Raw genomic sequence first — 25,042 nt, 5'->3', positions numbered from 1 at the left:
TATCATTGGCTCTTTCTTTTTTTCTATTAATACTTAGAATAATCGTTTTCAAAGCTTGTTTCAAAGTCATCCTCAGAAGAGAATTCTTCTTCTGGTTCCTCTGTATAAGAGACAGCTTCCTCTTTTTCCGATTTCGTATAAGCTTCCGGAGTCATTTCCTGGACTGCTTCAGGAACGTTCTCCTGGTCCATCAGTTTAATCCAACTGATTTCTTTTTGCATGTTCTGTGCCTGGGCTGCCAGTTCTTCACTGGAAGCAGAACTTTCTTCTGCGGTGGCAGCATTGGTCTGAACAACGGAAGAAACCTGAGCCAGCCCCGTATTAATCTGTTCGATGGCATCAGTCTGCTGGAAAGAGGAATCCTTGATTTTTTCCATAGACCGGGCAATCTGATTGGAACGGTCTTGAACCAGCTTTAGGATTTCTGATGTTTCCTGGGATAATTTACTTCCATCGCCTACCACTTCAGCGGAGTGTTGTAATAGAACAGAAGTCTGTTTCGAAGCTTCTGCAACCTTTCCTGCAAGGTTGCGGACTTCGTCAGCGACAACTGCAAATCCTTTTCCCACTTCTCCTGCACGTGCGGCTTCAATGGCAGCGTTCAGAGCCAGAATATTCGTCTGGAATGCAATATCTTCAATTACCTTACTGATACCGATGATCTCCTGGGAAGAACGACTGATTTCACTCATGGCGGCATTTAAACTCTCCATGTGAGCATTGCCTTTTATAAGTTCATCACCTGCCTGTACCACATATTCACTGGCTTCGTTCACGGTCTTTGCATTTTCTTCTGCCTGCAGTGCTACACTGGAAATGGCAGCGTTTAATTCTTCCACGGTAGCTGCCTGTTCTGTTGTTCCAGAAGCAAGGAGCTGTGCACCGGAAGATACCTGGTCTGCACCAATAGAAACCTGTTCGGAAGAAATTCTGAAATTGGAGAATACTGTATTTAAATTGGAGATCACTCCGTTTAACGCAGTTTTTAAAGGAATAAAATCTCCTGTGTATTCCAGTTTAGAGGTCTGGGTGCAATCCCCTTTCTGTAAGGCAATTAATACAGAAGAAGTCTCTCCAAGCACTGCATTTAAGGTTTTGATTGTATGAGTAAGAGAACGGGAAAGAATTCCGATCTCATCTTTTGTATCAAACTGCGGAACATCCGTATGTAAATCACCTTTATTTAAGAATTCAATCCGCTGTATCAGACGGATAATCGGATTTACAATGGGATTGGCGATCCGGGTTGCAAAAACAAAGGAAAGAGCTACAAGTGCCAGAGCCAACAGGGCTGTTGCACCGATGGAAACATAAAAGTCTTTCATCACTTCTGAAGTTTTAACGACAACACCGATGGACCAGCCGTCTGTATCAGGAATGGGAGTGTATCCAATGGTCAGTTTATCACCCTTGAACGTTTCCGCCTGTATATCGGTTTTTCCGGCAGTCATGTTTTCGATCATCCTGCCAAGCCCCTTGAAAGAACGATTTTCTTTGGCAAGTTCAATGTAATTGGTTTCATTGTCCACAGTTTCCTGGGTTTTGTGAGCGACAATTTTTCCGGTTTTATCTGTGATGAAGCCGTAACCTGATTTTCCAATGGAAATATCCTTGATCATCTTGCTGAACGCAGTGCTGTCCAATGTAGCAAATATAATTCCATTATATCCGTTGCTTTGTACCTTTGTGGAGACAACCAGAATAAATTTATCCTCTGTCTGGCTCTTCAATGTGGTTGAGAGATAGGTGTTGCCTGCCATAGCCTGGGTAAAATATTCTCGCTCCTTAACATTGCTTCCCTCAAGAGTGTTACCAGAAGCATCTGCAATCATAACTTTATCAAAGCCATAAGAATCTTTTAAGTCCAAAAGAAGCTGTTCTTTCTGGCTTTTCGACTTGTTTGGATTCGTAAGATCAGGGTTCTGGGCAATTGACTCCACTTTTGTTTTATAAATCTGAATGGCATTGTGGACAGACTGGCTATATGCAGACGTGCTGTCACTGATTCTTGACTTCATGTTGCTGGAAGCTACATGGTAAAGCAGGGCGGCATTGATTCCTCCGCAAAGAACAGCGATTCCGATTACTAACATGGCAATGCTGAGCTGTAATTTTCTCTTGATGGAATTTTTTTGGTTCAAATTCTCGAGTGTTGAATCAAAAAGCGGTGATTTTTGTACTTCTTGCTCTTCTTTCATATCTGATTTCCTCCAGTTAAAATATCCGATAAATGCAATTGTATCATTCTTATGGTGTCAGATACCCCTTATCCCGACAGAATTCTACTAATTTTGTAATTATCTTCCTGCATTATACCATACAGATGATTACTCAACAAGTTTTCTTAGGATGGCATGCACTTAATTTAGCATATTTTAACAGTGGAGAAAATCAGCCTTTCTATTTACCAGTGAATCACAACAACTGGTTTAATTAAATCCTTTGGTTTGTCTTTCATGAGCAGAAGCGCTTCTTCAATGTGTTCAAAGCCTTCAAAGCGGTGGGTGATCAATTTTTCGGGATCCAGTCTTCCTGATTCCAGAAGAGATGCCAGTTTTTCCATACGGAGCCGTCCTCCTGGCATCAGCCCTCCTGCAATCACTTTATGAGCCATGCCGCAGCCCCATTGGATACGGGGGATTTTAATAGAATCCCCTTCTCCCAGGTAGTTGACATTCCCGATCTTTCCGCCTGGTTTTAAGATGGTAACTGCCTGGGCAAAGGTATCGTTGGTTCCTCCTGCAATGATGACCCGGTCAACCCCCTTGCCGTCAGTTTTTTCAAGGATCTGCTCGGCAATATCTCCTTCCTTGTAATTAATAATATCCGTAGCCCCGTATTCTTTTGCCAGTTTCACACAGTTGGGACGGGAACCCACTGCATAGATATGGGAAGCGCCCCGAAGTGCAGCAGCAGCAACAGACATAAGCCCTACAGGACCGATGCCGATGACTGCCACCTGATCACCAAATTGTATGTCAGCTAACTCCACTCCATGAAATCCGGTTGGAACCATATCGGAAAGCATACATGCAGCCACCGGGTCAACCCCTTCCGGTAGCTTTGCCAGATTTCCGTCTGCATCATTTACATGGAAGAATTCACCGAATACCCCATCTTTAAAGTTGGAGAATTTCCAGCCTGCCAGCATTCCACCGGAGTGCATCTGATAACCGCCCTGCGCTTCAATGGAGTTCCAGTCCGGTGTAATGGCAGGTACAATCACCTTATCGCCCGGCTTAAAATCTTTGACGCAGTCTCCGACTTCCACAACTTCTGCAACTGCTTCATGACCAAGAATCATGTCATGGCGGTTTCCGATGGCACCTTCCCAGACCGTATGTATATCAGACGTACAGGGAGCCAGAACAATGGGGCGGCAAATCGCATCAATAGGTCCACAGGCTGGTTTTTCCTTTTCAATCCATCCAGTCTTTCCAATTCCTAACATTGCAAAACCCTTCATAAAAAACATCTCCTTTGATTGTTAATTGATTAACATATAAAGCTATTTTTATTATACACTCCTGTATTTGTGTAGTCAATTCCAAGTTATATATTGATTAAATTATTAATTGTCGATTTTAGAAGAATTTTATAGAAAAACAGGTTTTGTTTTAACATAGTATAAAAGGATACTAACTATCACTTTGTATACTGGTATCATTTATTATCGTATTTTCATGGCAGGCAGTTTTATGTTAATATAAAATCTTAGGAGCTGGTAACAAAATCGCGGGAATGGAAAAGGAGAATACGATGAGGGTTTTGGCTGTTAACGGAAGTCCACGGAAGAATGAAAATACAGCAAAGTTGTTAAAAGAAGCACTGCAGGGAGCAGAGGAAAGCGGTGCTGAGGTAAGACTTGTCAACCTATACGATCTCCAATTTAAGGGGTGTATCAGTTGCTTTGCCTGTAAACGCAAAGGAAGTACATGCAATGGAATCTGTGCGGTAAAGGATGATCTAAAAGAAGTATTAGAATATGCCCTTTCCTGTGACAGCATAATACTGGGATCTCCCATCTATTTTGGCAATGTCACAGGAGAAATGCGTTCGTTTCTGGAACGTCTGTGGTTTCCCAATTTATCTTATCATGAAGGAGATTTCTCTACATTTCATGGAACGATCGAAACCGGGTTTATCTATACCATGAATGTGAACGAAGAGATTATGACACAGGCGGGTTATGAAAGTGTGTTTGCACAGAATCAGTCACTGCTTCAACTGTTTCATGGGAATTCGGAGATATTCATCTGCAATGATACGTATCAGTTTCGGGATTATTCCCTGTATGAGGTGTCTAAATTCAAAGAATCTCACAAAGCAAAAGTGAGAGAGGAGCAGTTTCCTCTGGATTTAAAGCGTGCATTTGAACTGGGAAAACGGTTAGGTACACAGTCCCAATCACACTAAACCTTTGATCATGGCTTTCTTTTGGATAGTATCTTACAAAAAAGTGCATACTTGTGCGAAATGCTGTATATGGATATGATATCTTCAACAAGACTTTAGTGAAGGAGAATAGGATGAAAAAAGAAATTGATGTATTTGATTATGCCAAGGAGATTTTAAAAGCAGTAAACAAAGGGGTTCTTTTAACGACAAAAGCCGATGGAAAGGTGAATTCCATGACCATCTCCTGGGGAACTCTGGGAATTGAATGGGGAGTTCCTATTTTTACAACGTTTGTAAGACAGAGCCGTTTTACAAAGGAACAGTTAGAAAAAGGCTCTGACTTTACCATTAATATTCCTTATGGAGAGTTTGATAAAAAGATTCTGGGGATATGCGGAACAGATTCCGGCCGCTCCGTGGATAAGATTGAAAAATTAAATCTCACCCTGGTAGAGCCGGAAGCGGTATCTGCTCCTGCAATCAAAGAACTTCCCCTGACCCTTGAGTGCAAGGTTGTATACAAACAAAAACAGGATGAACATGCAATCAAAGAAGAATACTATAAAGCCTGCTATCCTCAGGATGTCGATGGGTCATTCCACGGTGCAAACCAGGATCTCCACACCGCGTTTTATGGAGAGATTGTCCGCGCTTATATTATTGAATAATCCGGATTCTACTTACAGGCGGCGAGAGCCGCCTTTTTTCCGTGAATGATTGCAGTATCAAACACTGGAAGTGTGGTATCTTCCTGACGGATCAGCAGCCCGATTTCCGTACAGCCAAGAATGACCCCTTCTGCGCCACGTTTTCCCATCTCGTCTATAATGCGGAGATATTCTTTTTTGGAATTTTCTGAAATCACACCCAGACATAATTCTTCAAAGATTATCCGGTTAATCCGTTCTATGTCTTCCGAATCAGGCACAAGGACTTCAATGCCTTCCTGTTCCAGCTCTTTTTTATAAAATTCCTGAGTCATGGTATACTTTGTTCCAAGCAGAGCTGCTTTTTTAATGTTCTTTTCTTTCAGTGCATGGGCTGCTGCTCTGGCAATGTGCAAAATAGGAATGGTTAGGGCCTGTTCCATCTGAGGAACCACTTTGTGCATGGTATTGGTGCAGATCACAATAAAGTCAGCACCTGCCTGTTCCAGTTTTATGGCTGCCTCCGTCATAATACGGGCACAGTCTTCCCATTCCCCTCTTGACTGATGTTGTTCTATCTCAAAAAAATCCACGCTGTACAAGAGAATTTTTGCGGAGTGCAGTCCGCCCAGATGATCTTTTACTGTCTGATTGATGAGCTGATAATAGGTCATGGTACTTTCCCAGCTCATTCCTCCGATTAAACCAATGGTCTTCAATCTGTTTGCCTCCGTTTTCTTTTTTATTTTCCTATCCTATCATAGGAAGGAACGATTTTCCACTTAAAAAATGGATTTTCTTCCTGTTCGTGCAATTTTAGCGAAAAATCTTCTTTCTTTATCGGCAAAAATATACTAAAATAGTAGGAATAGGAAATGATGGGGCCAGAATTCATTATAAACCTATGAAAAAAAAGAAAGAGGAGAATTGAGTGAATAACAAATACATAATACTGACAGCCATGTACCGCTATGGAATTCTTTTTATGGAAGATAAGCCATCTCCGGAACAGATCAGAGACGTACTGACAACCACCAATCCCCATACAGTCATTCCAGGAAGCAAGATGATTGTAAAAAAAGCATTAAAAGACAACTACGGAATTAACAACAGAGAGGACATGCTTCTGGTGGTGGACGGATTCATGGAATATGCCTGGGCAGAAGGAATCGTTTACAGCGCTTTGATTGATCTGTTTTTAAATGCACCAGGAGAATTCCGTTCCATGCCGCCAGAACAGGCAGGAGAGTATTTATCAGCAGGAGACCGGCTCTTACAGTACACGGCTCCCTTTTCTTCTGCTTTAGAGCAATTTCATATGAAAGATGATTTTGAAAATCTTTTACAGGATATAAAAATTACAATTCTTGATATGTTTCAGGCGGAGAATCAGAAGGAACGAGACAACCTCGCCTTATTATTTGAGAAGAATCTTTCCTGGCTTTCCTTAACAGAAGGCAGATCCGTGGCAGGTTTTCATCTGTCCCGTGCCATCTCCATTCTTGCCGACAGCCAGGCCTGCGGTTACTTGACGGATCTGGAGGCAGAAGAACTTTTAAACCGTTACGGTACCTTTACAGAAACAGTTTTTGATAACTGGCAGTCCTTTTTAGCAAGTGCGGTTTTAGGAAAACAGGTTATGTCTTCGGACGGAGGAGCCTTTGTTCTTGATTCCTCAGACTATTTAAATAGCTGCTACAAACTGGCGGCTCATGAAGGCAGACTGCTTGAAGTGTCCGGGCTTTGGCAGGGCAGTGATACAGCAGAATTTTGCAGAGAGATTGGAAAAAGCTATAATCTGACTCTTAATGCAGCAGAATCTGAAGTTGGAGAAGCAGACCCCATCTTCTCTTTTGTCCAGTCACGGGTTCTTCCTGTGTTTCAGAAATATGGTGTGGAGTATTTGCTTGAAGAGGAATTCTGTGAGCTGTCTTATACGGTTCCGGTTGCAGATCAGAATTCAGAATCTTATTATGATATGGAAGCCATTGTGAAAAAGAAATGGTTTCAAAAAGATCCGGATGAGATTCCTTTTATCGGCCACTCCAAGCTTTTAATTACCAGCCATGGCATCCGTCTCATTGAAAAGAAACTGTTCAGTTCCAGGCTGCATGTATTTCCCTGGACTCAGACACTGCAGTTTTCCTATGATTTTTCAAAACTGGATGCGATTTTATTTAAGGTGAATGGGATGACCATGTTTTCTATGCCCCGTAATTTTAAAAAGGCTGGAATCAGCAAAAAGGAAGATGTATTTTTAGAAAAGGAACAGATTAAGAACTACTATTCCGAAGATATTCATAATGCCATACTTGCATTTACAGAACTGAATCAGGTACTTGGGAACAGGCAGTAAATCTGATGAGCAAACAAATAAGAGCCACTGTCACATCGGTGAAGGAACACTGATGTGACAGCGGCTCTTATTATCATGATTTATTGCGCAAACTGGCTGTTATAAAGGGTTTCATAAAATCCCTTTTCTTCCAGAAGCTGTGTATGAGTACCCTGTTCAATAATAGTACCGTGGTCCATGACAAGAATTAAATCCGCATCCCGAATGGTTGATAATTTATGGGCGATAATAAAACTGGTCCGGCCCTTCATTAAGTTATTCATAGCTTTCTGAATCTCCGCTTCGGTCCTGGTATCCACGCTGGAGGTGGCTTCATCAAGAATCAGAATGGCTGGATCAGCCAGAATGGCTCTTGCAATGGTGAGAAGCTGTTTCTGCCCCTGAGAGACATTGGAACCGTCTTCATTAAGAATTGTCTCATATCCACCTGGCAGGGTGCGGATGAAGTGATCCGCTCTTGCTGATTTGGCAGCCGCGATAATCTGTTCTTCTGTTGCATCAAAGTTGCTGTATGCAATATTTTCTTTTATGGAACCTCCAAACAGCCAGGTATCCTGGAGAACCATACCGAACTTACTGCGCAGCTCCGCTCTTGACATGGAGGTGATATCCACACCGTCCACTAAAATGGAGCCTTTTTGTATCTCGTAAAAACGCATCAGCAGGTTCACCAATGTTGTTTTTCCAGCACCGGTAGGTCCCACAATGGCGATCCGGTCTCCAGCCTTTACCTGAATATTGATGTCATTCATTAATATGTGATCCGGAGTATAGCCGAATTGTACATGCTCAAAGGTTACGTTACCCTTTGTCTCAGGAAGAACTGCATTGTGGATATGATCAGGAACCTCTTCCAGTTTATCCATAATTTCAAAATATCTAGCACAGGATGCAAAAGCGGACTGCATGGAACTGATGATCTGGGAACCTTCAATAACCGGTTCTGCAGCTTTATCCGAATACTGGATAAATGCCTGAACGATTCCGATGGTGAGCCGTCCCTGTATAATGGAAATAACACTTAAAACTGCAATGGCAATGTACCCGAAGTTATTAATGACACGAACACATGGAGCAACGATAAACTGGGCGATCTGAGAGGAAGTACTGTGTTTGTACAATTGGTTGTTGATCTCCCGGAACTTTGCCAGAGATGGTTCTTCCTGGTTAAATGCCTTAATAACAAGCTGCCCGGTAAAGGTCTCCTCAATGCTGGCATTTAAATCGCCAAGAGAAGTCTGATAGTTAAAGAAGTATTTTCTGGACTTTCTTGAGATTAATACAGTCAGAACAGTAGCAGTTCCAATGGTAAGAAAGGAAACCACGGATAATGCCGGACTGATGGATATCATCATGATAACAGAACCGGCAATGGAAATGAAACAACTGATCAGACGGATAAAACCTTCCCTTAAGGAGTCTGCTACTTTTTCCACGTCATTGGTGGCACGGCTTAAAATGTCTCCCCGCTCGGTAGCATCAAAGAAGCTGAGAGGAAGGCTGTTGAGTTTCTTCATTAAGGTCCTACGCATGTTTAAGGTTACGGTTTCTGTAACGGCTGACATCATATAGCCCGCCACATAGTTGGTAATAAAACTCAGGACATAAAGGGCGATAAGAATGGAAAAAACGTTGCCCATGGTTCCCCAATTCACATAAAACCTGGTGCCGCCGGCAATGGCATTTTTGATTCCGTCTGCAAGCTGATCCAGCGCCTTTCCTAAAAAGAATGGGCTGGCAATGAAGAAGCCAGTGCTTAAAATGGAAAATATGATAACGAATATCATCTTAACGCCCATTCCATTAAAGTATGGAAGCAGTCTTCTTACAATTGTCTTTTTATGCCTGTTCATAATCCGGTGCCTCCTTTCCTTTTAATTCATTCTCACTTAACTGTGTGGCAGCAATCTGCTGGTAGATGGGACAGGTTTTAATCAGTTCCTCATGGCGTCCCATTCCTACCACTTTTCCCTCGTCAAGGACAATAATCTGGTCTGCATCTAATATTGTGCTGATTCTCTGTGCAACAATGATGAGAGCGGAATCTTTGATCTCTGATTTTAAAGCTTTTCGAAGCATGGAATCGGTTTTAAAGTCAAGGGCTGAAAAGCTGTCATCAAACACATACACTTCCGGTTTTTTAACAAGAGCTCTTGCGATGGCAACTCTCTGTTTCTGACCGCCGGAAAGATTTGATCCGCCCTGTGCTACATAAGACTGGTATCCGTCTTCCAGACCTTCAATAAAATGATGGGCCTGGGCGGTCTTTGCTGCCGCCTGAATCTCTTCCATGGTAGCATCCTTTTTACCGAACCGGATGTTGCTTTCAATGGTTCCCCGGAATAAAAAAGCTTTCTGGGGAATAAATCCGATTTTATCTCTCAGCACTTTCTGCGGATATTTTTTAATATCAATCCCATTTAACAGAATCTCGCCTTTGTTCACCTGATAGAACCGGGGGATTAAGTTGGCAATGGTGGATTTACCAGAACCTGTGCCTCCGATAATAGCAGTGGTCTGTCCCGGCCTGGCTGTAAATGAAATCTGGCTTAATACCGGTTCTTCCGCATTGGAGTATTCAAAGGTAACATCTTTAAATTCCAGAGTTCCCTTCATCGGGCTTTTCTCAAGTGCAGCAGGGTTATCACGGATCTCTGGTGCAAGGCTTAGTACTTCATTGATTCGTTCCGCACTGCTTAATGCACGGGGAATCTCCATAAAGCACATCACTGCCGCAACACCGCAGAACAGAATAATGGTTAAGTATTCAATCAGGGCAAAAATACTTCCCAGTTCCATAGAGCCGTTAGAAACCTGAATGCCCCCGAACCATATAACAGAAGCAACACTGAAATCCATAATAATGAATAAAGAAGGCAGTAAGATGGCAAATACACGCCCTGTTTTTACTGCAATCTCCCGGTAATCGCTGCAGGAATCCACAAAGCGGTTCTTTTCAAATTCCTGGCGGTTAAAGGCTCTTATAACCCGTACCCCGGATATGCCTTCCCGAAGGACATAGGTAAGACGGTCCATTCGTTTTTGCATGTGCTTAAACAGGGGAATGGCTCTGCGGCCGATTAAGTAAGCCATGATACCGAAGAATAGAATCACGGCAACAAAAAAACATGCAACACGCACATTGGTACGGAAGGCAAGAGTAAGTCCCACGATTGTCATAACCGGTGCAGGAAGAAGAATCCTTAAAAACATCATACCGGACCGCTGTAAAATATTAATATCATTGGTACAGCGGGTGATCATGGACGCAGTTCCAACTGTCTGAAAGTCTGTCAGGGAGTACTGCTGTGCCTTGATAAAAAGGGCTTCGCGCAGGTCTCTGCAGAATCCGGCAGTTGTTTTGGATGCGAGTATGGCGGAAACAATGGAACTCAGTCCGCCAAAGACAGCAACCGTAAGCATCAGAATACAGATGCGGTAAATATAGGGAATATCTTCATTGGCAACCCCTACATTAATTAATCTGGCTGTCAGTGTAGGTAAAAACATGGCAGTAAAATTATTAAAGAATAAAAATATTACGGCACCTGCAAGCAGCTTTTTATGCGGCTTTAGATAATGCAGTAAATTTCTCATAACACTCCTCCTGTAAAAAATTGTTAAAAATCAGCTATTGACGGATTTTGGCAGCCATGTCATTATAAAGGATAGGGTAACCCGAAAGTCAAGAGGATTCTGGCTGTTTTAGGGCAGTTCCCGTAACCATGAAACAGGAACAGGAGGCAAGTGGAAAATGTCCGGAAAAAACCAACAATACCTGACAACAAAAGAGTTTGCACAATTGTGCGGAGTAACCAAACATACCTTATTTCATTATGATGAAATCGGCATTTTGAAACCGGAGCTTGTAAAGCCCAATGGATACCGGTACTATTCTTTTAAGCAGTTTTACCTTTATGATATGATCTATATATTAAAACAGGCGGGATCGTCTTTGAGCGAAATAAAAGATTATATAGGAGATTATAACCCAAATCACTTTCTTTCCATACTAAAGCAAAAGGAAAAGCAGTTAGAAACGGAGATTAATAAGACCATCTTAATGAGGAAGAGGATTCTTGCTACCATTGAGACAACCGAAGAGGCATTACAATGTGTTTATGGGGTGCCTTATCTGGAAGAGAGTAAGGAAGAGTATTATATCGCAGTTAAAATGACAGGATATGCTTCTGAAAAGGAAGAACTGGAAAAGCTTCGGGAACATTTTGAATACTGCGGTCAGTTGAGCAGTGAAAGCGAGCTTCTTTTGGGCGCAATTATAAAAAAGGAAGATGTAATGGCGGGGCAGTATCAGAAGGTGGGGTATTACAGCAGTAAAATTAAGACTGCCATTGACAGTGACAGAATGATACGAAAAAGGGCTGGAACGTATGCGGTTATGATTCACAAGGGACCCTACATACAACTGCACAAGTCTTATGATCAGATTAAGGAATTTATTGAGGAAAATCATATGCAGATTGATGGGGATTCCTATGAGGATGACATGTTAAGCCATCTTGCGGCTGTAGATTCCAATGAATATGTAATAAAAATACAAATACCTGTAATTTCCGTATAACCCATTGTGAATCTCCAAGGTTTGAGGTAAAATTTAAAGGAACTGGTGACCCCGAATCTGAGGGGAAACAGGTTTTAGAAAAAACAGAGAATGGCAAGGAGGTAGTTATTCTGAAAAGAAAAGGTTTATCCGGCAGAAGACCAGGAATTATAGGAGAGAAGTCATTTCGGCAGTATGCCGTTTTGGTTCCTGTAATTGATGTTGCCGGGACAGCCCATATTTTATTTGAAAAAAGAGCGGAAACGTTAAGACACCAGCCCGGAGAGATCTGTTTTCCAGGCGGAAAGGTGGAGCCTATGGAATCTTACCGGGCATGTGCAGTCCGGGAGACATCAGAGGAATTGATGGTTTCCAGAGAGCAGGTTAAGATTCTTGGACCTGGTGACATTTACTTATCCCCCTTTCAACTGATGATTCATCCGTTTATCGGAACGGTGAAAGGGTATGAAGATACATTCAGCACCGATGAGGTGGAGGAGATTATAAAAGTTCCTCTGGAATATTTTAAGACCAGCCAGCCAAAGGTCTATGAGACCAGACTGATGCAAAAGCCTCCTGAGGATTTCCCTTATGAGTGGATTCCGGGAGGAGAGAATTACCCGTGGGTAAATGGAACCCATGAGATATTGTTTTACCAGTACGGCGATGTAACGATCTGGGGTATGACCGCCCATATTCTCCAGTCCGCGGTCGCACTGATGGAGCGGTACCGTTTTTCGCTATAGAATACAAAAGAAGAATAAGGAGATATGCAATGCAATATGTGTTCCTTGGGTCAGCCATTGCGCTTGAGATGCTGGCAACAACTCTGTTGAAGTATTCCGATGGATTCAAGAAGTTTTTTCCGACCATAAGCTGCGTTTTGGCTTATGTTTTATGCTTTTACCTGCTTTCCAAAGCGCTTGACAAGATTGATCTGGGCATTGCCTATGCAACCTGGTCCGGAGTGGGGATTGTGCTGACAACCGTTATTTCTGCCATTTTATTTAAGCAGGGAGTTTCTCTGATCGGTGTAATTGGAATTATTCTCATTATCGCCGGCTGTATCCTGCTGAATTTATTTGGAGCAGTACATTGATTGAATGATAAGGAGTAGAATATGAAACATGTGATTGATAAACTATATGAAACGCACAATCTTTCCCAGGAGGAATTTATTGATTTGCTGGATCACCATGACAAGGAAACCAGCGATTATTTATTTTCTCTTGCCAGAACTTATAGCGAGACATATTTTGAAAAAGAAGTTTACATCAGGGGATTGATTGAATTTACCAATTACTGCAAAAATGATTGTTATTATTGCGGAATCAGAAGAGGTAACAGCCATGCGGAACGTTACCGTTTAGATAAGGATCAGATTCTTTCCTGTTGTAAGACCGGACACGAGCTGGGATTCCGCACTTTTGTGCTTCAGGGAGGCGAAGATCCTGCCTATACCGATGAGATCATGGTGGATATTATAAGATCCATCCGACAGGGATATCCGGATTGTGCCATCACCCTTTCCATCGGAGAGAAGAGTTATGATCAGTATCAGGCTTATTTTGATGCTGGAGCCGACCGTTATCTTCTCCGTCATGAAACTGCCGACGGGGAACATTATTCAAAGCTTCACCCATCCTCCCTTTCTCTGGAGAACAGAAAGGAATGTCTTCGAAACATTAAAAAGATTGGTTATCAGGTGGGAACCGGTTTTATGGTAGGTTCTCCTTACCAGACTTCAAAATGTCTGGCAGAAGACCTGGCATTTATCAAAGAGTTATCCCCACAGATGGTAGGAATCGGACCGTTTATCCCCCACAAAGATACACCATTTGGGGAATTCCCTGCAGGAAGTGTGGATCTCACTTTATTCCTTATTGGAATTTTAAGGCTCATGCTTCCCAATGCCCTTCTTCCTTCCACCACGGCTCTTGGTACTCTGGATCCCAAAGGAAGGGAAAAAGGAATTCTCTCCGGTTCCAATGTGCTGATGCCTAATCTGTCTCCCATTGGTGTGAGAAAAAAATATGAGCTTTATGACAATAAGATCTGTACCGGAGAAGAAGCGGCAGAATGCAATGCCTGTCTGAGAAGAAGAGTTTCCTCGATTGGCTATGAGATCGTAGAAAAACGGGGAGATTTTGTTGCAATCGGATAGTTAATAAGTCAGTATCTGAATTAAGTATGCAGGAGTCTGTGGTGGAATGCTGGCAGTCTGGAAATCGCCGTATTCCACCCGTACCATCTGTCCGGACCGAAGAAGTTCCAGCGGAATGGGATTCTGGTTTGTATCAAGGATTTTGGTTACGTTTGAAATAATAAAGCGAAGCTGGTCGGCAGCGTTGTTGGGATTGCCGGTATAAAGAAATTGATTTTCTAAATCCACATATGCGATTCGGTCTGTCATAACCCGGATGGCAGGGCTTGGCAGGATTGCTTCAATCCAATATGCGTGAGCTTGAGGAGGAATGCTGTCTGTTATGGAAGAAGAATACCAGGCATTGATTCTCATACCCTTGATAATCCGGCACAGGCTGATTGTCTCGTGGAACTGATTGGTAAGATGGGTGTCCCAGCCTACATTTAGCTGCAGGAGGCTGGTGAAAATCATGTCACGTTCCGGAGGAAGCTGGTAAGAAAACACAACGTATCCGGTCCGGCTGTCTGGTGTGATGACTTCTTCTACCAGAACATTTTGTGCAGCCATGACATCACCGTCCCTTGTTATGCTGCTTGTGATAGTCCCTTTTGTTTCATTCATGTATGCAACCTGCAAAATTGATTTGGTATACTATATGCAGAATAAAGGAGGATTTCTATGGAATTATTAGAACTTATGAAAAACAGACGGTCCATACGGAAGTTCCAAGAAGAGCCGCTGACCAAAGAACAGGTTGAAAAGCTTGTAAAAGCGGGAGCCTTAGCTCCTTCCTCAAAAAACAAACGGCCTGTAAAACTTATTGTGATCCAGGATCGGGAGAAGATAAAAGAGTTAAAGAGCTGTAAAAATGCGGGAACAGCAGGTCTTGCAACAGCACCTTGTGCGGTGGTAATTCTTGGAGATACCCTTAAAAGTGATGTATGGCAGGAAGACGCCTCCATTGCAGCCATTATGATGCAGCTGGAGGCGGAGAGTCTGGGACTGGGTTCTGTGTGGATTCAGATCCGCAACCGCCAGTCAGATACAGGAGATTCTGAAAAAGCCGTAAGAGAAGTGCTTGACATACCAGAGTTTTATGGTGTTCTTGCTATTCTTGCCATTGGAAACAAAGCGGAAGAAAAAGAACCTTATAAAGAAGAATCACTGGATTTATCCGGAATTCATTTCGAACACATTTAATCTCTGGTTGTGGGAAGTTCCAGGGTGATGAAATTTCGACAAAGTATTAACAAATATTTCCTTTATTGTATAAGACAATTTTGACCCTGTGTGTTATAATGATTGAATCAATAAAGTAAAAATACATGCTACAAGTATGCCATACGGCGGGGGATTTTGTACTGGCAGATATTACAAGACTATGAGAAAAGACCGGAATAGATGGATTCTGGACGGAAAGAGGAACCTTATGAAGGCAGAGAAGAAAGAGTTTTATGTAAAAGGGGTAAGTTATGTGATTCGTACGGCAGTAGAATCAGACGCAGCAAGCTTATCAAAACTTAGATTCCAGATTGATGGAGAGACACAGAACTTGGACCGGGAAGCGGGAGAGGCATTTCTTGACGAAGAAGATTTAAAAAAGGTAATACGGGAAGATCAGGAAGCAGAAAACCATTTATTTCTGGTTGCCGATATTGCCGGAATGCTGGTTGGATTTGCAAGATGTGAAGGCAATTCCTTAAAGCGTTTATCCCACAAGGTAGTAGTTGGAGTATGTGTGAAAAGAGATTTCTGGGGCTGCGGAATTGGAAGAAATCTTCTGTCAGAAATTCTTAACTGGGCAGACTTAAATGGAATTAAGAGAGTGGAGCTGCAGGTTTTAGAGACAAACAAAAGAGCCATTTTATTATATATGGATAATGGATTTAAAGTGGAAGGAGTTTTACGCTGTGATAAACTGCTTTCTGACGGAAAATATTATGATACCATCGTTATGGGCAGAACTTCCGGTATTGCAGGCTGATAGAATCTTTAAAAGAAAGAAAAGGGCAGTTCATTGATGTGAACCGCCTTTTTTTGTATCTTTATGATCCTGCGGTTGACATTTGAGCGGTAGTAGGATAAAATTGATATGATGTAAAATTTATCATGAAAGGAATGAAGACATGGACAGCAACCCTCGAAGTCAGATATACGGCTTCAAACCCCAGTTTGAGAATAAAACCCAATATTTCGGCTCATGGAGCGGGCAGATGTCCCATGTTTGTATATAAATAAGGGGCTTTTGTGCCCATTTCTTTCTGTCGTCTGTTGGGGCGGCTTTTTTTGTGCTGTTTTTTATTGAAATTGGGGAATTCTAAGAGTAGAAAGGAATGAATCCCATGAATTTTTTAACAAAACAAAGAAAAGATCCCCAGATAAAGAGACATTCTCTTGTTCACGAAGAAGAATTAAAAACCTGTGCATTTTTTAAGGAAGAAGAGGTGCTTTCCCGTTTATCTGTGACCAGAAAAGGCCTTACAAAAGAGGAAGCGGAAGAAAGACAGGATGAGTACGGTCCTAATGTGATTACAGCCGGCAAAAAGGATACTGCCCTGCATCGTCTAAGAGACGCAGTGATTAACCCTTTTAATGTGATTTTACTGGTGATTGCAGCGGTTACTTATTTTACCGATGTAGTCTCCTCTGCCAGACCGGATTACCTTACAGTAGGCATTATTCTATGTCTGGTAACTCTGTCAAGCCTGGTGGCATTTGTCCAGTCCCAGCGGTCCAATGCGGCTGCAGAGAAGCTTTCTGAGATGATCTCCAATAAAGCGGATGTCTGGAGAGACGGCGTTCTCACAGAAATCCCCATGAATGAGGTTGTTCCAGGAGATATTGTAAAGCTTTCAGCAGGACATATGCTTCCGGCTGATGTGCGTTTTATTTCCACAAAGGACACGTTCTTAGCTCAGGCAGCCCTGACAGGGGAATCCGCTCCTGTGGAAAAGTTTACCCATGCCGGAGATGAAGGTGTTCAGTCCTTAACGGATTTAAAAAACATCGGATTTATGGGTTCCAACGTAATCAGCGGAAGCGCCATTGCCGTGGTTTTAGTAACCGGGAACAACACTTATTTTGGTTCCATGGCACAGTCTCTTTCCGGTGACCGTGCAAAAACCAGTTTTGAGCGGGGCGTGGATTCCGTCAGCCGTCTTCTTGTGCGCATGATGCTTGTCATGGTTCCCATTGTGTTTTTAATTAATGGAATTGCAAAGGGAGACTGGGCTTCAGCACTGTTATTTTCATTCAGCATTGCGGTGGGACTGACGCCTGAGATGCTTCCCATGATTATGACTTCGACCCTTGCAAGAGGAGCGGTATCCATGTCCAGACACAAGGTGATTGTAAGGACTCTGGGAGCAATACAGACCTTTGGAGAGATGGATGTTCTGTGCACAGATAAGACAGGAACCTTAACAGAAGACAAGGTAGTGCTGGAAAAATACATGGATTTAAATGGAGAAGATGATACAAGGATTCTCCGTCATGCTTATTTAAACAGCTATTATCAGACTGGACTTAAGAATCTGATTGATCTTGCCATCATTCACCGGGCAGAGGAGAATGGGATTTCCGATCTTCTTAATTCTTATCGCCGGGTAGATGAGATTCCCTTTGATTTTTCCAGAAGAAGAATGAGCGTGGTGCTTTCCGATCAAAACGGAAAATTACAGCTTATCACAAAGGGCGCAGTGGAAGAAATTCTTGAAATCTGCTCTTTTATGGAAATCGGAGGCAGTGTCCTTGCCATGGACGAAGAGACAAAAAACATTGCCATGGCAACCTATAATAAATACAACGAAGATGGTCTGCGGATGATTGCAGTTGCCCAGAAAAATGAGGTTCCCGGAGAAGGAAGTTTTAGTGTCAAAGACGAACGGGATATGGTTTTAATTGGTTTTGTAGGCTTTTTAGATCCGCCGAAAGAAAGTGCAGGAGCAGCTATTTCCGCCCTTCTGGATCATGGTGTAAGAACGGTTGTTCTCACCGGAGACAGCGAAGGGGTGGCAGTAAAGGTGTGCAAAAAGGTTGGAGTTGATGTGAGCACACTGTTAACGGGACGTGATGTGGAAGCCATGAATGATGAAGCTTTGTTAAAGGCAGTGGGCACCTGCAGTCTGTTTGCGAAATTATCTCCCTCCCAGAAAGAACGGGTAGTAAAGGCATTTCAGACAGCAGGTCATACAGTGGGGTATATGGGAGACGGAATCAATGATGCTCCCGCACTTCATCAGGCAGATGTAGGAATATCCATTGACACTGCCGTTGACATTGCCAAAGAAACGGCTGACATCATTCTTCTTGAAAAAGATTTGATGGTTCTGGAAGAGGGTGTCGTGGAAGGAAGAAGGACATTCGGAAACATTATTAAGTACATTAAGATGGCAGCCAGCGGTAATTTTGGAAATATGATTTCCGTGATAGCGGCAAGTTTATTCCTTCCTTTCCTCCCGATGCTCCCGGTTCAGATTCTGACTCAGAATCTTCTGTGTGATTTTTCCCAGATGGGTATTCCCTTTGATCGTGTGGATAAAGAATATTTGAAAAAGCCTCACAAATGGGAGACAAAGTCGATTCAGACTTTTATGGCGTTCTTTGGTCCCCTTAGTTCCGTGTTTGACCTGCTGTGCTTTGCAGTGATGTGGTGGGCAGTTGGTGCCAACCGGATGGAACTGGCGCCCTTATTCCAGTGCGGCTGGTTTTTATTCGGAACGGTTTCCCAGATTCTTGTTATTTACATGATCCGTACGGAAAAGCTGCCCTTTATACGCAGTATGCCTTCTCTGCCCCTTTTGGTTTCCACGGTCATTGTGGTAATTGCAGCAGTTGTGATCGGGTTTACAGATCTTTCCGTTGGATTTGATATGAGCCCTCTGCCGGCCGTTTTTGTGCCGTGGCTGATTCTCATTCTGGCAGCATACTTAATCTGTGTTCAGGTATGGAAAAAGGTGTATATCAGACGGTATCAGGAGTGGATGTAAGAAGAGTTTTAAAAATATGTATTTCCGGAGGATTCCTGGTTAAAATAACCTTCATATTTATGGATGGAGGAAATGCCATGGAATCCTTACAGGATGTAAAAATCGGAGATATCTGCACCATTAGCTGGCTGATGTTAGATTCCCAGACTGCCCGTGCCATAGAACCTTATGATTTAAAGGAAGGCACAACGGTACAGGTGGTTGGAGCATACTTTGGAAGTGTGATTGTCGGAATCGGAAGAAAGCGGCTTGCCATTGGGAAAGAGACTGCAAAGGCAATTAAAGTCACAAAGTTCTCTCAGGAGACAAAAAACGTGTGTAAGCAAAACTGATGCTTACACACGTTTCTTTAATTTTTATCCTTATTCACAAGGGTCTTAATGGCGGCAAAACTTTCCGCACTTATAACATGTTCAATTCGGCAGGCATCATCAACAGCCACCTGAGGGGTAACTCCTAAAGTCATAAGCCAGTCCGAAAGCAGTGTGTGACGCTCGTACATCCGCTCTGCGATTTCCTGTCCTTCTTTTAACAATGAGATGAAACCGTTTTCGTCAACTTCAATGTATCCGTTTTCCCGGAGATTTTTCATTGCAACGCTGACGCTTGGCTTGGAGAAATCCAGTTCCCCGGCGATATCAATGGAACGCACATGACCGTTTCGTTTATGAAGCATCAAAATAGCTTCCAGATAGTTTTCAGCAGATTCTTGAATTTTCGTAATAACACCTTCTTTCTCCATAATAACTGCTTCTATTCTATCACAGATTGGCATGGGTTTTCAAGTAAGGTCTTTTTCCCTTTGTTTTTCTGCTTTAAAATAAAGAAAATCATACAAAATACAGGTGCTATGTGAATATATTAATCATAAATCTCCTGTTTTTTATGACTTCTTAATGTATGAAGCGGACGAGGAAAAAGGGAGAACTGTAGAACGAAGGTGTTAATATGACGGAGAAAGAAAGGAAGTTCCACCAGCTCTTAATCTCTATTTTAAACAGTCTTCAGGAGTGGGTGGTGGTGACGGAAGATGATACAGGACAGGTACTTTATGCCAATGAAATGGCAAGAAAGAAGTTTTATGACTCCCAAAGCGGCACCTTTTTTTGTGGGGCGGATTGTCCTTTCCTGGATAAGTTTCAGTCTTTTGGTGGACAGGAAAGACAATATGAATGGAACTGTTTCCCGGATAAAGTGTTCCAGGTAAAGGAATATCCGCTTTTGTGGGAAGACAGGAAAGCAGTGGTTCACTTAATTACAGATATTACGTGTCAGAAGGAAAATGAAGCTTCTCTGGAAATGATGGCTTATAAAGATGAACTGACTGGTTTGAATAACCGGAGAAAGTGCATCCACACCATTGACAGTTATCTGGAAAAGGGGGTGCCCTTTTGTCTTTGCATGATGGATCTTGATGATTTAAAGGTAATTAATGACCAGTATGGACATCTGAGTGGAGATAAATATATTAAACGGGTTTCTATGGAGTTAAAAAAGTCAGCTTTGGAGCAGGATTTTACCTGCCGGTTTGGCGGGGATGAGTTTGTGGTGCTCTATAAAAATTGTGGGGAGGCAGAAGCGTTAAGGAAACTTGATGCTATTGACAGGACTTTGAGCAAAGCTCAGGAAGAATATCCGATGTCTGTCAGCTATGGGGCTGTTTTTGTAGAGGATGGCACAAACGTTGCTGCAGAGTCTGTTCTGGAAATAGCAGATGAAAGAATGTATTGTTTTAAACGGGCGCGTAAACAAAGAAAAGAGAAGGAAAGGGGCGGATTTACCCCCTGATCTTTCTTGTGTTTTTTGAGTTTTTCCTATATAATGATATGCAGGTTAAAAGGAATGGGAGCAAGAAAAATGAGATTTATTGGAAGCAAGACACTGCTGCTGGACCAGATCAAACAGGTTGTGGATGATAAGGCGCCAGAGGCGAAAAGCTTTTGTGATATATTTTCGGGGACCGCTGCGGTTGCCAGGTATTTTAAACAGTGGTACCAGGTCTGTTCCAATGACCTGCTGTATTTTTCCTATGTACTCCAGCGGGCGACAGTTGAGAATGACAGTATGCCGGAGTTTCCCCTTCTTTTGGAGAAGCTGGGAATCGAAGACCCGGTGGAGTATCTGGGTGGAAGAGAAAAAAAGGATCTGGAAGAACTGCCAAAGGAGCGCCGCTTTTTTCAGAACACCTATGCCCCGGAAGGGGGACGCATGTATTTGAATGATGAGAATGCCCTTCGCATTGATTTTGCCAGATGCAGTGTAGAAGACTGGAAGGCAGCCGGACTGCTTAACGATGATGAATATTATTATCTGGTTGCCTGCATTGTGGAGGGTATTCCTTTCGTGTCCAATACCTCTGGAACTTACGGTGCTTTTCATAAAACCTGGGAGCGGCGCAGTTATAAGCGTTATCAGCTCTACCGCCTTCCGGTTACTCATAATGGAAAAGACAACCGGTGCTTTAACTTAAATGGTGCGGACATGCTCAAACAGGTGGAAGGGGACATCTTATACATAGATCCTCCTTATAATGCACGTCAGTATTTATCCAACTACCATGTGTTGGAAACGGCTGCCAGATACGATTATCCACAGGTACGGGGAGTTACGGGACAGAGGATGGGTGAGAGTCAGAGATCAGAGTTCTGTATGAAGGGGAAGGTTGTAGGGGCATTTGCACAATTGCTTGAGAATGCCAGATTCTCTCATATTATACTCAGCTACAGCACCGATGGGCTTATGACCGTAGAAGAGATTGAAGAGACCATGAAAGCGTATGGAAAGCCGGAGACATTCCAGATCTATGAGATTCCTTACAGGAGATATAAAAGCCGGCAGGTAAAAGAGACGGAGCGGTTAAAGGAGCTGTTGTTCTATATCGAAAAGCAGGTGCCGCCATGTATGTAAAAAGTCCTCTTAATTATACAGGGGGGAAGTTTAAGATTTTAGAGCCTATTTTTCAGGAATTTCCAAAGAATATCAGAACTTTTGTGGATGTCTTTGCCGGGGGTTTTAATGTAGGCATTAATGTACAGGCAGAAACCATTATCTGCAACGATCAGATTACCAGTCTGATTGAATTGTTCCAGTTGTTTCAGAGGACCGGGATTGAACAACTGTTAAGAGATATTAAAGGATTGATTGAAACCTATGGGTTAACCCAGCACAATACAGACGGATATTATTCCCTTCGAGCTGAGTATAACAGAACAAAGGATTTAACCCAGCTTTTTGTTCTGACCTGCTATGCTTTTAATCATCAGATCCGGTTTAATAACAGCCATGAATTTAATTCTCCTTTTGGAAGAAACAGGAGTTCATTTAACCCTAATATTGAGAAGAATTTAACGGAGTTTTGCAAAGCTCTTCATAAGAAAAATATTGAGTTTTCCAATCTGGATTTTACAGAACTGGATTATTCAGCGCTTGGGGGACAAGATCTGGTGTACTGTGATCCCCCCTATCTGATTTCCACAGGCAATTATAACGATGGAAACCGTGGTTTTAAGGACTGGAAGGAAAAAGAAGAGCAGGAGCTTCTCGATCTTCTTGACAGGCTGGATAGGAGAGGGGTCCGTTTTGCGCTTTCGAATGTTCTTTTTCATAAGGGATTATCCAATGAACTTTTAATTGAATGGAGTAAAAAGTATCATATTCACTATATTGATAAGACATATTCTAATTGCAATTATCAGTTTAAAGAACGGAATGCGGTTACGGTTGAAGTGCTGATTACCAATTATAATTAAAAAAAACAGATTTTCGGAATTTGGATTCCGGGATTTGTTTTTTTTATTGTGAGTCGTGATTTTATAAAATCTGTGTGGCATACGAAACACAAATCACTTGATATCAATGTCTGATAAGGTAAAAATGTGAAAGAGATTTTTAATTAGTAATTATTAAACGAGAAGTGCAAATTTTGGCAGTTCAAGTGTATAATTTTGGCATTTGCGTTGATAAACGTGAGAATGGAGATATACTTTTATTGTATATAAATAAGTAAAACGTTTTGCGGGATGTAGCATGTAAGAGAGTATCCTTACTCCAGTTTGAGTGCATCGTATCCATTTAATCATACAATTAACTGAATGAAGTTTAACTTTTTATACAGCAATTAAATGAAGAATGAATCTATTTTCATACTTATTTTTAGGAGGATTATGATAATGATACCATCTGACTTGTTTCCCTTAACCAATAACCTCTCTTATCCAGGAACTGGTTTGAGTAAGAAGGACATAACCGCTCCGGTATCCGCCATTGGCAATGGGGAGAGATCTGCCAAAGCTCCAGAAGAACCTTCGGGTTATTAGCGCATGTACATAAAAAAAGGAGCATTGTATTCTGGAGGCAATGGAACAGGATTATCGTTTTATCTTGAATACGCAGAGGGTTCAACAAAGGAAAATCCCCTGATAACTGCAAAAGGGGTGGATGAGAAGGGGAATGAGTTTGAACAGACAATTTCTGTTAATGATGTAGACCCTCATCATGCAACCATTGTGGAACTGCAATCTCTGGCTTCTCATTACGGAGTTGGTGAAAAGATCATGGGGCTTAGTTCTCTGCCGGCAGAGATCAGGAATGTGGGACGAACAGAACGGGTGGATCTTTTGCAGGCATTTAATAAAGGAATAAAAGATTTTAAGACTGTTGGACGGCATGATTTAGAGGCATTATATCGGAAAAATTACGATACCTATCTGGAATTGTTCGATCAGATTAGAATTGCCTATGATAAAGAAAGATAATGGACTCTGGAAGTAATATGATTCATTCCAGCAAAAAAGCGGAAACTCCGGTTTACAAAACCAGAATTTCCGCTTTTTATTATTTAATTTGATTTTACTTCTTTCCATGCTTCATTATAGACAGAATCTACATCGTTGCCAAGATATTGATACACTTCGCTGTTTTTCAGTGCATCTTCATCCGGGAACAGTGCCTTGTTGTTTTTCAGTTCCGGGTCAAGAAGATTAAAAGCTCCTTTGTTTGGTGTTGCGTAGGTGATATATTCAAAGTTCTTCTTTGCAATATCGGGACGGGATAAAAAGTCAATCCATTTCTCCGCATTTTCTTTGTTCGGAGCATTGGCAGGAATGACCCAGGAATCCAGCCACAGGTTTGTTCCCTCTTCCGGGATCACATACTCCAGAGAATAATCCAGATTTAAATCTTTTACTTCATTCTGGATATAGAGCATTTCGCCGGAATAGATAACACCAACAGCCGCTTCTCCGCCGATCATCTTATCCCGGACCTGGTCGATGACATAAGCCTGTACCAGTGGTTTCTGTTGGATCAACAGATCTTTTGCTTCTTTAATCTCATTTCCGTCAGTCGTGTTCATGGAATATCCCTTTGATTTAAGCGCTACCATAAAAGCATCCCGGACGCTGTCCTGCATAAGAATGTTGTCCTTGAATTTGTCGTTCCAGAGATCAGACCATTTGGTGGGAGCATCTTCTGGTGACACCATGCTGGTATTATAAAGGATTCCCACGGTTCCCCAGCAGTAAGGAACAGAATATTTATTTTCCGGATCAAAACTTTTGGACATCTCCATGTACTTGGGATCAATCTCTTTTACATTTGGAACGTTATCAAAATTGATTTCTGCAAGAAGATTGTTTTCCGCCATTTTCTGAATCATGTAGTCGGACGGGCAGACGGCATCATATTTTACACCGCCGGCTTCAATAACCGGATACATCTCTTCATTGGTTTCAAATAAGTCATAGACTACCTTGATTCCGGTTTCCTCCTCAAACTCTTTGATGACAGATTCATCAATATACTCTCCCCAGTTGTAAACATAGACTTCTCCGGCACTGCCTGCCTTCGCGCTCTTTCCGCCGCAGCCCGTAAGCAGGGAAAGGGACAAGGCGGATAAAATGCCTAGTGTGAGAATGGCTTTAAACTTTTTTTTCATATATAAATTCT

Annotated in this window: 24 protein-coding genes; 16 read left to right on the top strand and 8 right to left on the bottom strand. The window is 42.2% G+C overall.

What is annotated here, in order from left to right:
* Window positions 1–26 precede the first annotated feature (26 nt).
* Entirely contained in the window at window positions 27–2,198 is a 2,172-nt protein-coding gene (locus FAY33_RS06870; RefSeq protein WP_143320130.1) for a methyl-accepting chemotaxis protein, read from the bottom strand.
* A gap of 206 nt (window positions 2,199–2,404) precedes the next feature.
* Window positions 2,405–3,466 carry an NAD(P)-dependent alcohol dehydrogenase gene (locus FAY33_RS06865; protein ID WP_143320128.1) on the bottom strand — a complete coding sequence of 354 codons (1,062 nt, stop codon included), beginning with the start codon at window positions 3,464–3,466 and terminating at the stop codon, window positions 2,405–2,407.
* A 293-nt stretch (window positions 3,467–3,759) separates the two neighbouring features.
* Between FAY33_RS06865 and FAY33_RS06860 the strand changes: the two genes are divergently transcribed.
* Both FAY33_RS06860 and FAY33_RS06855 read left to right on the top strand, forming a co-directional pair.
* Complete coding sequence (locus tag FAY33_RS06860; RefSeq protein WP_143320125.1) at window positions 3,760–4,416, top strand: flavodoxin family protein; 657 nt, start codon at window positions 3,760–3,762, stop codon at window positions 4,414–4,416.
* A 113-nt stretch (window positions 4,417–4,529) separates the two neighbouring features.
* Entirely contained in the window at window positions 4,530–5,066 is a 537-nt protein-coding gene (locus FAY33_RS06855) for a flavin reductase family protein (RefSeq protein WP_143320123.1), read from the top strand.
* An 8-nt stretch (window positions 5,067–5,074) separates the two neighbouring features.
* On the opposite strand, the gene FAY33_RS06850 is transcribed toward FAY33_RS06855, so the two are convergent.
* Window positions 5,075–5,764: an aspartate/glutamate racemase family protein gene (locus tag FAY33_RS06850; RefSeq protein ID WP_143320120.1), complete on the bottom strand. Its 690-nt coding sequence runs from the start codon at window positions 5,762–5,764 to the stop codon at window positions 5,075–5,077.
* A gap of 212 nt (window positions 5,765–5,976) precedes the next feature.
* On the opposite strand from FAY33_RS06850, the gene FAY33_RS06845 reads away from it, so the two are divergent.
* Window positions 5,977–7,401 (top strand): DUF1266 domain-containing protein, encoded by a 1,425-nt coding sequence (locus FAY33_RS06845; protein ID WP_143320119.1) that lies wholly within the window; start codon window positions 5,977–5,979, stop codon window positions 7,399–7,401.
* Window positions 7,402–7,481: 80 nt separating this feature from the next.
* Here FAY33_RS06845 and FAY33_RS06840 read toward each other — a convergent pair whose 3' ends face one another.
* Complete coding sequence (locus FAY33_RS06840) at window positions 7,482–9,188, bottom strand: ABC transporter ATP-binding protein (protein ID WP_243126652.1); 1,707 nt, start codon at window positions 9,186–9,188, stop codon at window positions 7,482–7,484.
* A gap of 52 nt (window positions 9,189–9,240) precedes the next feature.
* On the bottom strand, window positions 9,241–10,998 hold the full coding sequence (locus FAY33_RS06835) for an ABC transporter ATP-binding protein (RefSeq protein ID WP_143320117.1): 1,758 nt from the start codon (window positions 10,996–10,998) through the stop codon (window positions 9,241–9,243).
* A gap of 157 nt (window positions 10,999–11,155) precedes the next feature.
* Here FAY33_RS06835 and FAY33_RS06830 point away from each other — a divergent pair, with 157 nt between their 5' ends.
* The 4 genes from FAY33_RS06830 to hydE all read left to right on the top strand — a co-directional run bounded on the left by FAY33_RS06830 (window position 11,156) and on the right by hydE (window position 14,126).
* Window positions 11,156–11,983 (top strand): MerR family transcriptional regulator, encoded by an 828-nt coding sequence (locus tag FAY33_RS06830; protein WP_143320115.1) that lies wholly within the window; start codon window positions 11,156–11,158, stop codon window positions 11,981–11,983.
* Window positions 11,984–12,090: 107 nt separating this feature from the next.
* Window positions 12,091–12,708, top strand: a complete 618-nt coding sequence (locus FAY33_RS06825) for a CoA pyrophosphatase (protein ID WP_347562669.1) — start codon at window positions 12,091–12,093, stop codon at window positions 12,706–12,708.
* A gap of 29 nt (window positions 12,709–12,737) precedes the next feature.
* Window positions 12,738–13,061, top strand: coding sequence for a multidrug efflux SMR transporter (locus tag FAY33_RS06820; RefSeq protein WP_143320111.1), 324 nt, complete (start codon window positions 12,738–12,740; stop codon window positions 13,059–13,061).
* A gap of 21 nt (window positions 13,062–13,082) precedes the next feature.
* Complete coding sequence (hydE, locus tag FAY33_RS06815) at window positions 13,083–14,126, top strand: [FeFe] hydrogenase H-cluster radical SAM maturase HydE (RefSeq protein WP_143320109.1); 1,044 nt, start codon at window positions 13,083–13,085, stop codon at window positions 14,124–14,126.
* Here hydE and FAY33_RS06810 read toward each other — a convergent pair whose 3' ends face one another.
* Window positions 14,127–14,729 (bottom strand): hypothetical protein, encoded by a 603-nt coding sequence (locus tag FAY33_RS06810; RefSeq protein ID WP_143320107.1) that lies wholly within the window; start codon window positions 14,727–14,729, stop codon window positions 14,127–14,129. It abuts the gene before it with no gap.
* A gap of 57 nt (window positions 14,730–14,786) precedes the next feature.
* Between FAY33_RS06810 and FAY33_RS06805 the strand changes: the two genes are divergently transcribed.
* From FAY33_RS06805 to FAY33_RS06790, 4 genes are all read left to right on the top strand, one after another.
* A complete protein-coding gene (locus FAY33_RS06805) occupies window positions 14,787–15,308 on the top strand; it encodes a nitroreductase family protein (protein WP_143320105.1) in 522 nt (173 codons plus the stop codon).
* 229 nt (window positions 15,309–15,537) lie between these two features.
* Window positions 15,538–16,092 carry a GNAT family N-acetyltransferase gene (locus FAY33_RS06800; protein WP_143320103.1) on the top strand — a complete coding sequence of 185 codons (555 nt, stop codon included), beginning with the start codon at window positions 15,538–15,540 and terminating at the stop codon, window positions 16,090–16,092.
* Between the two features lie 358 nt (window positions 16,093–16,450).
* Window positions 16,451–19,096 carry a magnesium-translocating P-type ATPase gene (gene mgtA / locus FAY33_RS06795; protein WP_143320101.1) on the top strand — a complete coding sequence of 882 codons (2,646 nt, stop codon included), beginning with the start codon at window positions 16,451–16,453 and terminating at the stop codon, window positions 19,094–19,096.
* Window positions 19,097–19,173: 77 nt separating this feature from the next.
* Window positions 19,174–19,428 (top strand): ferrous iron transport protein A, encoded by a 255-nt coding sequence (locus FAY33_RS06790; RefSeq protein WP_185967523.1) that lies wholly within the window; start codon window positions 19,174–19,176, stop codon window positions 19,426–19,428.
* A 17-nt stretch (window positions 19,429–19,445) separates the two neighbouring features.
* Here FAY33_RS06790 and FAY33_RS06785 read toward each other — a convergent pair whose 3' ends face one another.
* The gene (locus tag FAY33_RS06785) at window positions 19,446–19,838 is read right to left on the bottom strand and encodes a metal-dependent transcriptional regulator (RefSeq protein ID WP_143320097.1); all 393 of its coding nucleotides are present in this window, start codon (window positions 19,836–19,838) and stop codon (window positions 19,446–19,448) included.
* A gap of 206 nt (window positions 19,839–20,044) precedes the next feature.
* On the opposite strand from FAY33_RS06785, the gene FAY33_RS06780 reads away from it, so the two are divergent.
* The 5 genes from FAY33_RS06780 to FAY33_RS06765 all read left to right on the top strand — a co-directional run bounded on the left by FAY33_RS06780 (window position 20,045) and on the right by FAY33_RS06765 (window position 23,850).
* Entirely contained in the window at window positions 20,045–20,884 is an 840-nt protein-coding gene (locus tag FAY33_RS06780; RefSeq protein ID WP_143320095.1) for a GGDEF domain-containing protein, read from the top strand.
* A gap of 69 nt (window positions 20,885–20,953) precedes the next feature.
* A complete protein-coding gene (locus tag FAY33_RS06775; RefSeq protein WP_143320093.1) occupies window positions 20,954–22,003 on the top strand; it encodes a DNA adenine methylase in 1,050 nt (349 codons plus the stop codon).
* On the top strand, window positions 21,994–22,845 hold the full coding sequence (locus tag FAY33_RS06770) for a Dam family site-specific DNA-(adenine-N6)-methyltransferase (RefSeq protein ID WP_143320091.1): 852 nt from the start codon (window positions 21,994–21,996) through the stop codon (window positions 22,843–22,845). Before FAY33_RS06775 ends, FAY33_RS06770 begins: the two co-directional genes overlap by 10 nt.
* Before the next feature lie 420 nt (window positions 22,846–23,265).
* Complete coding sequence (locus tag FAY33_RS19325) at window positions 23,266–23,412, top strand: hypothetical protein (protein WP_185967522.1); 147 nt, start codon at window positions 23,266–23,268, stop codon at window positions 23,410–23,412.
* Between the two features lie 3 nt (window positions 23,413–23,415).
* Window positions 23,416–23,850 (top strand): hypothetical protein, encoded by a 435-nt coding sequence (locus tag FAY33_RS06765; RefSeq protein WP_143320089.1) that lies wholly within the window; start codon window positions 23,416–23,418, stop codon window positions 23,848–23,850.
* An 83-nt stretch (window positions 23,851–23,933) separates the two neighbouring features.
* Here the strand turns inward: FAY33_RS06765 and FAY33_RS06760 are convergent, their stop codons facing one another.
* Window positions 23,934–25,031, bottom strand: a complete 1,098-nt coding sequence (locus tag FAY33_RS06760; RefSeq protein ID WP_143320087.1) for an ABC transporter substrate-binding protein — start codon at window positions 25,029–25,031, stop codon at window positions 23,934–23,936.
* Between the last annotated feature and the right edge of the window lie 11 nt (window positions 25,032–25,042).

Source organism: Clostridium sp. HBUAS56010 (genome assembly GCF_007115105.1).
GTDB lineage: Bacteria > Bacillota > Clostridia > Lachnospirales > Lachnospiraceae > Lacrimispora.
This window is presented reverse-complemented; position numbering and strand designations above follow the sequence as displayed.

Coding starts and splice junctions, on each gene's coding strand:
- FAY33_RS06870 (WP_143320130.1), bottom strand. CDS start 2,198: ATGAAAGAAGAGCAAGAAGTACAAAAATCACCGCTTTTTGATTCAACA.
- FAY33_RS06865 (WP_143320128.1), bottom strand. CDS start 3,466: ATGAAGGGTTTTGCAATGTTAGGAATTGGAAAGACTGGATGGATTGAA.
- FAY33_RS06860 (WP_143320125.1), top strand. CDS start 3,760: ATGAGGGTTTTGGCTGTTAACGGAAGTCCACGGAAGAATGAAAATACA.
- FAY33_RS06855 (WP_143320123.1), top strand. CDS start 4,530: ATGAAAAAAGAAATTGATGTATTTGATTATGCCAAGGAGATTTTAAAA.
- FAY33_RS06840 (WP_243126652.1), bottom strand. CDS start 9,188: ATGATATTCGTTATCATATTTTCCATTTTAAGCACTGGCTTCTTCATT.
- FAY33_RS06835 (WP_143320117.1), bottom strand. CDS start 10,998: ATGAGAAATTTACTGCATTATCTAAAGCCGCATAAAAAGCTGCTTGCA.
- FAY33_RS06830 (WP_143320115.1), top strand. CDS start 11,156: ATGTCCGGAAAAAACCAACAATACCTGACAACAAAAGAGTTTGCACAA.
- FAY33_RS06820 (WP_143320111.1), top strand. CDS start 12,738: ATGCAATATGTGTTCCTTGGGTCAGCCATTGCGCTTGAGATGCTGGCA.
- hydE (WP_143320109.1), top strand. CDS start 13,083: ATGAAACATGTGATTGATAAACTATATGAAACGCACAATCTTTCCCAG.
- FAY33_RS06810 (WP_143320107.1), bottom strand. CDS start 14,729: ATGAATGAAACAAAAGGGACTATCACAAGCAGCATAACAAGGGACGGT.
- FAY33_RS06805 (WP_143320105.1), top strand. CDS start 14,787: ATGGAATTATTAGAACTTATGAAAAACAGACGGTCCATACGGAAGTTC.
- FAY33_RS06800 (WP_143320103.1), top strand. CDS start 15,538: ATGAAGGCAGAGAAGAAAGAGTTTTATGTAAAAGGGGTAAGTTATGTG.
- mgtA (WP_143320101.1), top strand. CDS start 16,451: ATGAATTTTTTAACAAAACAAAGAAAAGATCCCCAGATAAAGAGACAT.
- FAY33_RS06790 (WP_185967523.1), top strand. CDS start 19,174: ATGGAATCCTTACAGGATGTAAAAATCGGAGATATCTGCACCATTAGC.
- FAY33_RS06785 (WP_143320097.1), bottom strand. CDS start 19,838: ATGGAGAAAGAAGGTGTTATTACGAAAATTCAAGAATCTGCTGAAAAC.
- FAY33_RS06780 (WP_143320095.1), top strand. CDS start 20,045: ATGACGGAGAAAGAAAGGAAGTTCCACCAGCTCTTAATCTCTATTTTA.
- FAY33_RS06775 (WP_143320093.1), top strand. CDS start 20,954: ATGAGATTTATTGGAAGCAAGACACTGCTGCTGGACCAGATCAAACAG.
- FAY33_RS06770 (WP_143320091.1), top strand. CDS start 21,994: ATGTATGTAAAAAGTCCTCTTAATTATACAGGGGGGAAGTTTAAGATT.
- FAY33_RS19325 (WP_185967522.1), top strand. CDS start 23,266: ATGATACCATCTGACTTGTTTCCCTTAACCAATAACCTCTCTTATCCA.
- FAY33_RS06765 (WP_143320089.1), top strand. CDS start 23,416: ATGTACATAAAAAAAGGAGCATTGTATTCTGGAGGCAATGGAACAGGA.
- FAY33_RS06760 (WP_143320087.1), bottom strand. CDS start 25,031: ATGAAAAAAAAGTTTAAAGCCATTCTCACACTAGGCATTTTATCCGCC.